The 12803-nt window shown below is 57.4% G+C and carries 5 protein-coding genes and 5 pseudogenes; 2 read left to right on the top strand and 8 right to left on the bottom strand.

Annotated features, from left to right (window positions below; translation table 11 throughout):
* Positions 1-82: 82 nt before the first annotated feature.
* A pseudogene (locus N7E01_RS12885) lies at positions 83-2654 on the top strand (putative bifunctional diguanylate cyclase/phosphodiesterase); the annotation flags it as partial.
* 108 nt (positions 2655-2762) lie between these two features.
* Here the strand turns inward: N7E01_RS12885 and N7E01_RS12875 are convergent.
* From N7E01_RS12875 to N7E01_RS12860, 4 genes and pseudogenes are all read right to left on the bottom strand, one after another.
* On the bottom strand, positions 2763-3482 hold the full coding sequence (locus N7E01_RS12875) for a thiosulfate oxidation carrier protein SoxY (RefSeq protein WP_289173147.1): 720 nt from the start codon (positions 3480-3482) through the stop codon (positions 2763-2765).
* A gap of 83 nt (positions 3483-3565) precedes the next feature.
* A pseudogene (locus N7E01_RS12870) lies at positions 3566-4569 on the bottom strand (YeeE/YedE family protein).
* A gap of 50 nt (positions 4570-4619) precedes the next feature.
* Positions 4620-5913 (bottom strand): annotated as a pseudogene (locus N7E01_RS12865) (NAD(P)/FAD-dependent oxidoreductase).
* A gap of 12 nt (positions 5914-5925) precedes the next feature.
* A complete protein-coding gene (locus N7E01_RS12860; protein WP_289173146.1) occupies positions 5926-6276 on the bottom strand; it encodes a c-type cytochrome in 351 nt (116 codons plus the stop codon).
* 248 nt (positions 6277-6524) lie between these two features.
* Between N7E01_RS12860 and N7E01_RS12855 the strand changes: the two genes are divergently transcribed.
* Entirely contained in the window at positions 6525-6878 is a 354-nt protein-coding gene (locus N7E01_RS12855; protein ID WP_289173145.1) for a hypothetical protein, read from the top strand.
* 18 nt (positions 6879-6896) lie between these two features.
* Here N7E01_RS12855 and serS read toward each other — a convergent pair whose 3' ends face one another.
* From serS to N7E01_RS12835, 4 genes and pseudogenes are all read right to left on the bottom strand, one after another.
* Entirely contained in the window at positions 6897-8237 is a 1341-nt protein-coding gene (gene serS / locus N7E01_RS12850; protein WP_289173144.1) for a serine--tRNA ligase, read from the bottom strand.
* A gap of 120 nt (positions 8238-8357) precedes the next feature.
* Positions 8358-9655: pseudogene (locus tag N7E01_RS12845) on the bottom strand (replication-associated recombination protein A).
* Between the two features lie 39 nt (positions 9656-9694).
* Positions 9695-10105, bottom strand: a complete 411-nt coding sequence (gene lolA, locus N7E01_RS12840) for an outer membrane lipoprotein periplasmic chaperone LolA (RefSeq protein WP_434089516.1) — start codon at positions 10103-10105, stop codon at positions 9695-9697.
* Between the two features lie 301 nt (positions 10106-10406).
* Positions 10407-12760 (bottom strand): annotated as a pseudogene (locus N7E01_RS12835) (DNA translocase FtsK).
* Positions 12761-12803: the final 43 nt, after the last annotated feature.

The raw sequence follows: 12803 nt of genomic DNA, 5'->3' as shown, positions 1-12803 counted from the left end.
TGGCAGCACGGCCCTTGCTGGGCCTGTTTAAACGCAGAACGCCCATTGCACGGCTGAAAATGGGTTAAGAAGGTGAAGTACCATGAAGGATCTGAATCAAAAAGTAGAGGCTCTTGCCCAAGACCTCGGGCTCGACCTGAGCACCCTCAACGAACGCAAGGCCTTTCTTGAACTGACTGAAGACGATGAAATCCGTCTGCGTCGGGCACATGACCTGCTCAACCACCAGTCAGCCGAGTTTGCCGATGCGTTTTATACCCACCTGCAACAATTTGATGCCATCCGTCCCCTGCTTGAAGGTGAAGGACGGATTGAACGACTGAAAAATGTTCAAGCCAAGTATTTCAACAGCCTCACGGCCGGAAACTATGACGCGGCCTATGTCCGTGATCGTCTGCGCGTCGGCTTGGTACACCAGCACATCGGCCTTGAACCCACCTGGTATCTCGGGGCCTACCGCAAATATGTCGCTGAAATGCAGGCCCGGCTATGGGACAGCCTGGGGCACCAGCCCGTCGAATACCTGAAAACCTGTGATGCCCTGACCAAGGTCGTGAACTTTGACATCGGGCTCGCACTCGACACGTATTTCCACGCCGACACCGAAGCAACGCGTCAGCACAAAGAATATGCCGAAAGCCTGGTGTCGGCGATTCCATCCGGGCTGATGGTGGTTGACGATACCCTGGCCGTTCTGTCCATGAATCCGGCCATGCGCGCCATGCTGGCCGTGCCGGATGCACTGTCGGTAGAGGCCATGGCCGTTACCGAACTGGTCCGCAGCGCACTGTTGCTCGATGCTTGCGCCGAGGTGATTGAGTCCGGCAAAAACCAAAGCAATATCTTCGTCACCCTCGTCCGCGAAGACGGGCGTGCCAAACTGGACTTCAGCCTGAGCCGAATCCGGTTCCGCGACAAACCGCTGTTGCTGGTCATGGCACAAGACATTACCGACAAGCTTCGTGTCGAATCCGAACTTGCCCAAAGCGAAGAGCGCTACCGGCTGACATTCAACCACGCGGCCGTCGGCCTGGCGCAAACCGATATCGATGGCCGCATCACCAAAATCAACACAAAGCTCTGCGACATCCTGGGCTACGAAGAAGATGAACTGCTGGGCACGCGCTTCCCGCAACTCACACACCCCGAAGACCGTGCCGATGCCCATGTCATGACCACCCGCGTCCTTGACGGCGAACTCGAAAGCTACAGCAAAGAGCGCCGCTATCAGCACAAAGATGGCCGTGTCATCTGGACCAACGCAACGGTTTCGTGCCTGCGCGAGGGGCTCACACGGAACGGGCTGATCGTGGTGCTTGAAGACATTTCCACGCGCAAACACATGGAAGAGGAACTGGTTCGCATGGCCGGGCACGACGCCCTGACCGGCCTGCCCAACAGGGTGCTGCTGCAAGACCGGTTAGGCAAAGCACTGGCGCGGGCGCGCCGGCAGCAACAGCAAGTCGCCGTCATGTACCTAGACCTGGATCGCTTCAAGCATGTCAACGACAGTCAGGGGCATGCCGCCGGCGATGCCATGCTTGCCGAAGCCGGCCGACGCCTGACACAGGCCGTACGGGAAACCGACACGGTAGCTCGCCTGGGGGCGACGAGTTTGTCGTCGTGCTCGAAGGCATCGACGACAGCCGGGCCGTCACGGCACGGGCGCAGGCCATCTTGCGCGCACTGGCCTCGCCCTTCAGTTACAAAGACCGTGAACTGTATACGGGCGCCAGCATTGGCGTGGCGTTATATCCGAAAGACGGCCTCGACACTGACAGTCTGCTCAAGCATGCAGACTCCGCCATGTATCTGGCCAAAGAGGCGGGGCGTAACAACGTTCAGTTCTACACACCCGAACTCAACGCCGAGCATGTACGGCGCCTGGACATTGCTGACGGCCTGCGTCATGCCATGGCCAATCATGAACTTGAGTTGCACTACCAACCCAAGATTCGAACAGGGTGCGGGCAATTGGTCGGCGTAGAAGCCCTGTTGCGCTGGACACGCGCTGATGGAACCCGCGTCCCCCCGATGAGTTCATCCCCATTGCTGAAGATTGCGGCATGATTCTGCCGATCGGTGAATGGGTACTGCACCAGGCCTGCCAGCAAATCGTGGTCTGGCGCGAGCGCGGTTACCCAAAGATGCGTGTGTCCGTCAACCTGTCAGCCCGTCAGTTCAAGAACCAGGACATCATCCAGGTTGTGCAACGGGTACTGACGGAAACCGGCTGCCCACCCGAAGCACTTGAACTGGAAATCACCGAAAGCGTGCTGATGGAACGGCCCGAAAAGGTCACCGCCGTCTTGCGCGAGCTGTACGACATGGGCATCCGCCTGTCAATCGATGACTTTGGTACGGGCTACTCCAGCCTCAGTTATCTGCGTAACTTCCCGATTCACGAACTGAAAATAGACCGATCATTCATCGAAGACATTGTGCACGACGAAAGCCATGCAGCCATCGTCAAGGCCATCATCAGCCTGGCGCACAGCATGAAACTGAAAGTGTTGGCTGAAGGGGTCGAAACGCAAGAGCAGCTTGATTACTTGCGCGCCGAAAAATGCGATCACTTGCAGGGGTACTATTTCAGCCGACCTGTGCCTGCGATACAAATAGACGACATGCTGATGCTGGCCATGGCGTCTTGACGCCCTGCCCTTGTATCTATCCGATGCAAGGGCAGCAGCCACCAGCGGCCTTGCATCCGAAAAAGGCGGCAAAAGCCGGCACAGCCAGCGATTCGCTGACGCCAAACCCTACCGCGACGCCAGACTGAGGCTGGCCTTGTGCTCTGTTTTACGACCACTGTCTTCTGTCCAGGTCAGCAGCAGGTCTGTACCTTTTTCTGGTGCCAGCGTAAAACGGACGTACGGGTTGGCGGCCATCGACCGGTAGAACCGTGCCTTCAACACCGGTTCACCGTCAATACCCACATCAAAGCGGTTGATGATCCGCTGTTCAGGCATATTTCCCTGGGCATCGGCTACCAGGCCCGTCACCATCGGATGGGTGATCAAGGTCACGATTTCGGCAGGCTGCCCCGCGACAAACGACTTGGGCACCCTGACGCGCTCTTTCATTTCGCCCGACGCATCCGCACCGCCGGTTGCCGCGATACACCCGCTGGTGGTGATCCGGATGGGGCGCTCGGAAACGAACACCCGCCCATCGCTGGTACGCGCAACAACCACCACCGTTTGGGACTCGCTCAAGCGAACCCGCAATGACAGGTTCAGTGGCGACAGTTCAGGCCCCAGCTCGAAACTGGCGACTTCTGCCGTAGGATTGGCCGGCGCGAAAATATCAATGTGCTGGATAAAAACCCCGTCAGCCAGAGGCTTGTCGGCCACCAGCGTCAAGGGAACCGATGAACCATCCTCGGAGACCATGGGCAGGTCAATCTTGATGATCTGGCCCTGCTCGACCTTGCCAGAAACAAGTGCCTTGACCGCGTCAACCCGTTGCCATGCCGGCACCTGCTGGGCATGGACCGAAGAAAGAAAAACACGGGCGCCAAAACCAGGGCCGCAAAAACAGGCAGTACTTTAGTCATAAGCAATCAACGATGAATTTTTTGGGCAATGAACGACCCGCCCAGTATACCCAGCAGCGCCATCATCGACGCCGGTGACAACGTCGACATGCCGGTCAGACCCTGACCCACAGAGCACCCCATCGCAAGCGCACCACCCACGCCCATCATGATGCCCCCAGCATATAGCGACGCATCTGGGAAGGCGACTGAAAACCCTGCCATTCAAACCGGCGGCTGAGCAGCGCCGCAGCAAGGGCACCCAGCACCACACCGCACACGACCAGCACGCCAAACCCCGGCTTGATACCGGTCGCAATCATGGCGTATTGAATAGTTTCACCCACAGGGGCAACAAACGTAATGGACTCGAGGGGCACCGGGTCGAAATCATCGGCGCCCAGGTCACCGGTGACATACCAGCCAACAACCACCAGAACACCCACCACAAAGCCGCCGATCAGGTCTTTGCGCTGCTGCAGCAACCCTGTTTTCCAGAACGCCAGCCAGGCCAGTACCAACACCAGGAAAACGGCGATGAATTGATAGAACGGGCCAAAGACGCCGCCCCAAACGCCGGGTGACCAGGTGGTGGGCTCGGCCACCGCAACTCGTAATGGCGCAAGCACACCCGTAAGCGTGGCATACGCAGAAACACCGAGGCACAAGAGCACGACAGCCGACCGCAGATTGCCCTGCCCAAGCAATACCAGCGCCCGTGCACTGCAGCCATTGGTCAGGGTCATGCCATAACCAAACAGCAACCCGCCCAGCGGCACCAGCAACCACGAAAAAGCCGGCATGCGATAAATGGATTGCGACAAGTCAACCACGCCTTGCCAGGCGAACCACTGCGTACCGACAATGGCCACCAGCAAGGCCAAAGCGAAGCTTTGCAGCTTGTGCCCGGGTTGGTGGCTGAATTTTTGCACCAGACCTCGATGCAGACAAAAACCGGACACTTGGCCAACCGCACCAAACGCAAGCCCGATCAACAGGCCAGACCACAGAACGAGTTCAACATTCGACATGATGTTTCCTTGCGATGTTTACCCGGCCACAGGGCCTGGCCGGCGATAGATCAGGACCGGGTTCCCCAGGTGTCTTGAGCGATCGCGTTATACCATGCCACACCGTATTCGGCTTCCAGTTTGCGGAACTCGGCATCGGCCTCTTTGGGGCTGAGGCCACCACTGGTTTCCACCAGTTTGCCGTCTTTCACGGCATACACGCCGGCAACGGAAATACCGTAATCGGGCGCGATAAGACTGTAGCAGGTGTTGGCAAACGACGGCACGGCGACCGGACGCCCTTCGAGTGCACTGACGATGGCTGCAGCAGCAACCTTGGCCTGCGCATTGGCCACAAAGCCCGACTTGGGCATAGGTGCAGCAATTGTGGCGTCACCCACAACGTAAATGTTAGGCACCAGTGTCGATTCAAACGTTTCCGGTTTGACGGGAACCCAGCCACTTTCATTGGTTACGCCAGCTCGCTCGGCAATGACCCCGGCCTTTTGCGGCGGAATCACATTCAGGACATCGGCCTTGTGCTTCTGGCCAAATTCAGTTTCAACGGTCAGGGTGTCGGCATCGACGCGCACGACCTTGCCGTCTTTGGACAACGGCACCCATTCGATCATGTCGCCGTAAAAACGCTTCCAGCCGTCCATGAACAGACCTTGTTTGGAAAACGCATCTTTGGGATCAAGCACCAGAATCTTGGACTTGGGTTTGTTGGTTTTAAGGTAATGCGCCACCATGCTGATGCGCTCGTAGGGGCCGGGGGCAACGGTAAGGGTTCGCCGGCGCCACCATGACAAACAGGCCGCCGTCAGGCATGGCTTCAAGCTGCTTTTTCAGCAACTCGGTTTGTGCACCCGCTTTCCAGGCATGCGGTGCCTTTTGCGCCGCCGCCTCGTCGTAACCTTCAATGGCATTCCAGCGGAAATCAATACCGGGCGACAGCACCAGCTTGTCGTACGGCACAGACTGCCCGCCTTTCAGGGTTACCGTCTGTTTCTGTGCATCAACATTTTCAGCATAGTCGTGAACGACCTTGACTCCCAGACTGCGCAACTCGTCGTAGTTGTGGGTTTGCTGCTCAAGCGTGCGCAAACCACCCAGATACAGGTTGGTGAACGGGCAGGTCATGAACTCGCGCGCAGGTTCAATCAGGGTGACGGCAATGGCCGGATTGCGGCGTTTGATGTATTTGGCAGCCGTTGCCCCACCAAAACCACCCCCGACCACAACCACACGACCGGGCGTATTACTTGAGAATGCAGGCGCAGAAACCAGTACGGCCCCTGCCGCACCCGCCTTGCTCATCAACGCCAATGCTTCGCGACGGGACATTTTTTTAGATGAAATCATGATCAATACCCTTTACTTGCCCGCAGCCTGCGACTTGATTTGCGAAAAATGCTTGGCCAATGCAGCCAACTCGTCGTCGGTATAGCCTTTGGCCAGACGATTCATGACGGTAGTACCCACCGGAGGCGTATCGGATTTGAACGCCAGCAACTGAGCCTTCAACGCACTTTCCGGGCGTCCTGCCAGCGAAGGCATGCCACCGGGCGAACGGCCATCGGTACCGTGGCAATTGGCGCAGGTGCCTGCCAGAACCGTGACATCAAACGTGGATTGAGCATGCGCGGCTGCCGCAGACAGGCTCAGGGCCGCCGCCCCAAGCACCAGCGCCACCGCTCCAGACATAGGCTTGAGCATAGTTTTCATGGATATTCCGTATGTTCAGAAAATTAAAGGAATAGCGTGATGCTATCCAAATTTTTATAATTCTGAAAATAATAAATTTCAATTCTTATATTTCATAAAGAAATATGCAAAATCGGGAAAATAATTTGCAACTACCGCGTCATTGACACAACAGATGCTATTCGAAGCATTTCAGTCGATTACGTTTACACCTTTTAGCCGACAGTCTTGCCACAATAGGCAATGTTTACAGCAACCTGGATTTCCTGATGAAACGCATGCTCGTTATCGCTGCAGCCTTGTTCGGGCTTGCAGGCGCGGCCCTCGCACACGCCGATATTGATATCAATATCGGTATCGGTGTACCCGGCATGATCTACTCGACGCCAAACCACCCGCGTCATGGCCATTACCACCGGCCGGCGCACACGCACTCGCCACGCGTAATTGTTACCGAACCCCGCGTCATTGTGGTACCCGAAAGACGCTGGTACGGTGATGCCCGTGGTTATGACCGCCCCTATGGCCGCTCCTACGACCGGCATGATAACCGGCGCGACTTCCACCGCGGTTCTCGCCATAAAGGCGGCAAGCACCACAACCGGGGCCGGCACCGCGACTGATCGCGGTGCCACGAGCGCTTACAGGCGTTCGATACCGCCCATATAAGGTCGTAGCGCTTCGGGTACAACGACGCTGCCGTCTTCCTGTTGATAATTTTCAACAATAGCCACCAGAGCGCGGCCAACAGCCAGCCCCGAACCATTCAGGGTATGCAGGTATTCGGGCTTGCCCTTTTCAGGGCGGTAACGGGCTTGCAAACGACGCGCCTGGAACGCTTCGCAATTGGACACTGACGAAATTTCACGCCAGGTATTCTGGGCCGGCAGCCAGACCTCAAGGTCGTAGGTTTTGGCAGCGCCAAAGCCCATGTCACCCCCGCACAGCAACATAACCCGATACGGCAGGCCGAGCTTTTGCAGCACGGCTTCGGCGTGGCCCACCATCTCTTCAAGCGCGTTATAGGACTCGTCAGGGTGCACCACTTGTACCAATTCAACCTTGTCGAACTGATGCTGGCGAATAACACCACGGACATCGCGCCCGCCACTGCCCGCTTCCGAACGGAAGCACGGGGTATGCGCGGTCATTTTGATAGGCAGATCAGCCAGCGGCGTGATGGTGTCGCGCATGGAACCGGCCAACGTGATTTCCGAGGTTGAAATCAGATACAGGTCTTCTTTTTCGACCGGGTTACCATTTTCATCTACCTGCGGCTCTTTGTCCTGGCCGCCCTTGGTCACCCAGAACATATCGTCTTTGAACTTTGGCAACTGCCCGGTACCAAACAAGGTTGAACTGTTCACGATATACGGGGTGTAGCATTCGGTGTAACCGTGCGTCTCGCTTTGCAGGTCAAGCATGAACTGGGCTGTGGCACGGTGCAAACGCGCTGCGGCCCCGCGCAACATCATGAAACGTGAACCCGCCAGCTTGCGAGCCGATTCAAAATCAAGCCCCAAAGGTTCGCCCAGCGTGACGTGGTCTTTGGGCTCAAACGGCAGCGGCGCCGGGTTGCCCTGTGCATCCACAGGACCCGGTACCCAACGACGGACCTCAACGTTATCGTCAGACGACTTTCCTTCAGGTACGCTGGCGTGCGGCAGGTTCGGAAGGGTCATGAGCCAGTCGCTTAATTCAGACTGGATTGCGGCCAGATCATTTTCAAGGGCTTTAAGCTGCTCGGGGATGGCCTGGGCTTCAGCCAGCTCTTTTGATGCATCTTCACCGCGGGACTTGAGTTGCCCAACCAGCTTGGCGACGGCATTGCGGCGCGCCTGCAGATTTTCGGTCTCGACCTGGACTGCCTTGCGCCGCGCTTCTAGCTGGGCAAAACGGTCGGTGTCAAACTCAACACCGCGACGTGCCAGGGCACTGACCACGCTGGGCAGATCTTTGCGTAACTGATTGGGGTCTAACATAATCAACCAAATAAAAGAAAATGGGAACTGTGGGATTTTACGGGAACAGGCACAAGGGATTTTACCCGTTGCAGACGCTGGCGGCGCTTTACCTTGGCAGATCACGGTATGACATCTCAATCACCTCGCGTCGTCATCCCACTTGCGCAACAGGGCAAGCTTTTCGGCAATCTTGATTTCAAGACCACGAGGTACCGGCTGGTACCACCCTGGCTCGGGCATGCCGTCCGGCAAATAGGTTTCACCGGCCGCATAGGCATTGGGTTCGTCGTGGGCGTAGCGATACTCGTGCCCATAGCCCAGCTCTTTCATGAGTTTCGTCGGGGCATTGCGCAAATGTACCGGCACCTCGCGGCTTTTATCTTTCTTCACGAACGCGCGTGCCTGATTCCAGGCGTTGTAGCCAGCGTTGCTTTTGGCGGCAACCGCCAGATAGATAACAGCCTGACCCAACGCCAGTTCGCCCTCGGGGCTACCCAGCCGTTCAAACGTATCCGCCGCATCATTGGCTATTTGCAAGGCGCGCGGGTCTGCCAGACCAATGTCTTCCCAAGCCATACGCACAATACGACGCGCCAGATAGCGCGGGTCAGCACCGCCATCGAGCATGCGTGTCAGCCAATACAGCGCCGCATCAGGGTGCGAGCCACGAACCGATTTATGCAGCGCTGAGATCTGGTCATAGAAATTATCACCGCCTTTGTCGAAACGGCGGCTGTTCAAGGTGAGCGCGCTCTGGATAAACGCCGCATCGATGCGGGTAACACCACTGGCACCGGCAGCGGTGTGACACTGCTCCAGAAGGTTCAGCAACCGCCGGGCATCGCCATCGGCATAGCCCACCAGCGTATCCACCGCAACCTCGTCGAATTCCAGCCCCTGCAGCGCCTGCTGACGGGCGCGCGTCACCAACTGTTTCAAATCATCGTCGCCCAGCGATTGCAGGACATACACCTGAGCGCGCGACAGCAACGCAGAATTGACCTCGAACGAGGGTTTTCGGTGGTGGCGCCAATGAACGTCACCAGCCCGCTTTCGGCGTAGGGCAGCAAAGCGTCTTGCTGTGATTTGTTGAAACGGTGAATCTCGTCAACAAACAAGATGGTGTGCCTGCCCAGGGCGAGGTTGTGCTGGGCTTGCTCCATGGCCGCCCGAATATCCTTGACCCCGGAAAAAACCGCCGACAAGGCAATAAATTCGCAGTCGAATGCCGTCGCCGTCAGACGCGCCAGCGTGGTTTTACCCACCCCCGGCGGCCCCCAGAAAATCATCGAATGCGGTTTGCCTGACTGAAACGCCAGACGCAGAGGCTTGCCCTCGCCAAGCAAATGTGATTGACCAATGACGTCATCCAGCCGTTGAGGCCGTAGCAACTCGGCCAGCGGTGCGGCAGGCTCTTGGGAAAACAGGTCAGCCACGGCTATCACCACGCTGAATGACAAAAACGGCGGCGATGATCATTGCAGCTTGACCACGTCGACACCTGCCGGGGCAACAAACCGGAACTCGGATGCCGGCAACGTCGGATTGACCGAGACTTTACCCAGTTCAATGACCGTGGTTTGCCCGAACGCATCGAGCAGTTCGAGCCGGGCGGGCAAGTTATTGTCAAAGGCCATATCAACGTACTTGAAACCCGCATCTGCACCGCGCGGCGTCGCTCGCAACCAGGCCAGACCATCGCGGTCAGCCAGGGCGCTAAGCTGGAATGACTCGTCAAGCGAACCCGATCCAAACAAGATGGCCGCCGGTGATGCACCAATGGACTGGTCAACACTGCGCTGTGTCACCTGAGCCAGATCTGGATCATATTGCATGACCTGCCGGCCATCGGAAACAATAAGTTGCTCGAAGGGTTTTTGTACCATCCAGCGAAACTTGCCTGGTCGCTGAAACGAAAAATCACCGGTTTGCGCCGGTTTGCCACGCCCTGGACGGCCACGGTGTGTTGCTGGAACTGGCCGCTGGCCGACGTTACGTTTTCAATAAAGTGACGCAACTGGGCCTCGGCCGTAGATGCAGCCGCCAACAACGGTACGGCCCCCAACATAAGGCTTGCGACAAGCATGGAAATTTTTTGATCATGGCCCGTACGATATCAAGAAGAAAACTCGACCGAAAAATGCAATAAAGGGAGCCCGCCAGACACACGCAAACCGCGTCGGGCCGTTAGTCGGCGCCGCCGGCCTCGCCCTGCACAAGAATATCGCGGTTGCCGTTGGATTGCATGGCCGACACCAGACCGGCTTGCTCCATTTGTTCGAGCAAGCGCGCGGCCCGGTTATAACCAATGCGCAGGTGCCGTTGAACCGACGAGATGGACGCACGACGGTTCTTGAGAATGACTTGCACGGCCTGGTCATAAAGCGGGTCGGATTCGGCATCGGCAAAACCAGTGACCGCGCTGACACCGTCGCCGGTTTCACCCTCAACCCCACCTTCAAGGACACCTTCAATGTAATTTGGTTCCCCTTGCGCTTTCAGCTTTTCAACCACACGATGCACTTCGTCGTCGCTGACAAAGGCCCCGTGCACCCGCACCGGCAAACCCGAACCGGGTGGCATGTACAACATGTCGCCCATACCTAACAGGCTTTCAGCCCCCATCTGGTCAAGAATGGTGCGAGAATCAATCTTGGACGACACCTGAAACGCAATACGGGTAGGAATGTTGGCCTTGATCAGGCCGGTGATGACATCAACGCTGGGACGTTGCGTGGCGAGAATCAGGTGAATACCTGCGGCCCGAGCCTTCTGGGCCAGCCGCGCGATCAGCTCTTCGACCTTCTTGCCCACCACCATCATCAAGTCGGCCAGCTCGTCGATAACCACAACAATATGCGGCAAAGTGGACAGTGGCTCGGGCGCATCGGGCGTTAGCGAGAACGGGTTGGGAATGACGTCGTCCCGGCTTTCCGCTTCGCGGATTTTGGCGTTGTAACCCGCCAGGTTGCGCACACCCAGCTTGCTAAGCAGCTTGTAGCGCTTTTCCATTTCGCCAACGCACCAGTTCAGGGCGTTGGCGGCATGGCGCATGTCGGTAACGACCGGTGCCAGCAAATGGGGGATGTCTTCGTAGATGCTCATTTCGAGCATCTTGGGATCAATCAGAATAAGACGGGTCTGGCTGGCGTCGGCCTTGTACAGCAAGGACAGAATCATGGCGTTGATCCCCACTGACTTGCCCGAGCCGGTTGTTCCGGCCACCAGCACATGCGGCATTTTGGCCAGATCGGCCACTATCGGGTTGCCGGCAATATCTTTGCCCAACGCCACGGTTAACGCGGACCCGGCCGCATGGTACGTTTGCGACCCGATGATTTCGGAGAGCTTGACCATCTGACGGCGCGGATTGGGCAGTTCGAGCCCCATCAGGTTCTTGCCCGGAATGGTTTCAACCACCCGGATGCTGACCAGACTGAGCGCCCGGGCGAGGTCTTTGGCCAGATTGACAATCTGGCTGCCTTTGACCCCGGTGGCCGGTTCGATTTCGTAACGGGTAATAACCGGCCCGGCCTGGGCGGAAACCACCGTGACACTGACCCCAAAGTCAGACAGTTTCTTTTCAATCAGGCGCGACGTGAATTCGATCGTTTCAGGCGAAACGGACTCGGGCAATTCTGTTACTGGATCAAGCAAGCTGATTTCAGGCAAATCGCCGGAAGCGTTCGGATCGGGCGCCGGTGAAAACAGCACTTTCTGTTTTTCTTTTTCAGCGCGAACCGACTTGGGCACCGTGGTGATGGCCGGTTCAATGCGAACCGGTTGGTCGTGGACCAATTGCTCTTGCCTGGCTTGAACGGTTTCTTTACGCTCGGCTTTTTTACCTGCCCGACACGCCGATCGTCGTGAGCCAGTTTAAGCCGCCAGAAGAACAAGGCGACACGCTCGAAGTGAAAACCGATACGCTCGGACACCGTGAGCCAGGAAAAACGGAAGAACAGGCTTGAGCCTACAGCAACCAGCACCAGTAAAAACAAGGCACTACCCGTTGCCCCCAGCGAATACGACAACCCGCGCGCCAGCAATTTGCCCAGTTCACCTCCGGCACCCGCCGGCAAAAACGACCAGCTTTGAGTAAGCTGCATCGCCTCGGTACCCATCAAACCCATGAACATCAGGGCAAAACCAATACCGACCTCCCAGCGCACGCGAGGCAAAGGGTCATTGCTGTCATCCGGCACGTTAGAGCCGGTCAGACGATAAAACCCGACCGCCACGCGATATGCCAGTAAAACTACCCAGAGCCAGGCTGAGTAACCAAACAGGAACAACAGCAAATCGGCAACGTACGCCCCCAGGGTACCGCCCTTGTTGAGCGTGACCATTGAAGGCACCGCCTGGGACCAGGCCGGGTCGGTTGCTGACCAGGTGGCCAGCACCAGAACGAGCCAGGCCGCCAGGGCCGCGAACAGGATCCAGCGCGCCTCGCGCAGCAAGCCCGCAATACGGGTTTGCAAAGGAGACGGGCCGTTGCGCACATTGCGTGAAGACCGGTTGGGAGCTGCAGATATTCGAGCCATGGACTCATTATAATTGGCCGCATACTAATTTCGGATGAACAGC

The organism is Neopusillimonas aromaticivorans, from assembly GCF_030344915.1.
Taxonomy (GTDB): Bacteria; Pseudomonadota; Gammaproteobacteria; order Burkholderiales; family Burkholderiaceae_B; genus Neopusillimonas; species Neopusillimonas aromaticivorans.
Note: the sequence above shows the minus strand (reverse complement) of the source record. Positions and strands in the feature narration are given on the sequence as shown.

Bases quoted from the DNA above. Each gene is read 5' to 3' on its own strand.
- N7E01_RS12855 (WP_289173145.1), top strand. From the start codon at position 6,525: ATGAAACGCATGCTCGTTATCGCTGCAGCCTTGTTCGGGCTTGCAGGC.
- lolA (WP_434089516.1), bottom strand. From the start codon at position 10,105: ATGGTACAAAAACCCTTCGAGCAACTTATTGTTTCCGATGGCCGGCAG.
- N7E01_RS12860 (WP_289173146.1), bottom strand. From the start codon at position 6,276: ATGAAAACTATGCTCAAGCCTATGTCTGGAGCGGTGGCGCTGGTGCTT.
- serS (WP_289173144.1), bottom strand. From the start codon at position 8,237: ATGTTAGACCCCAATCAGTTACGCAAAGATCTGCCCAGCGTGGTCAGT.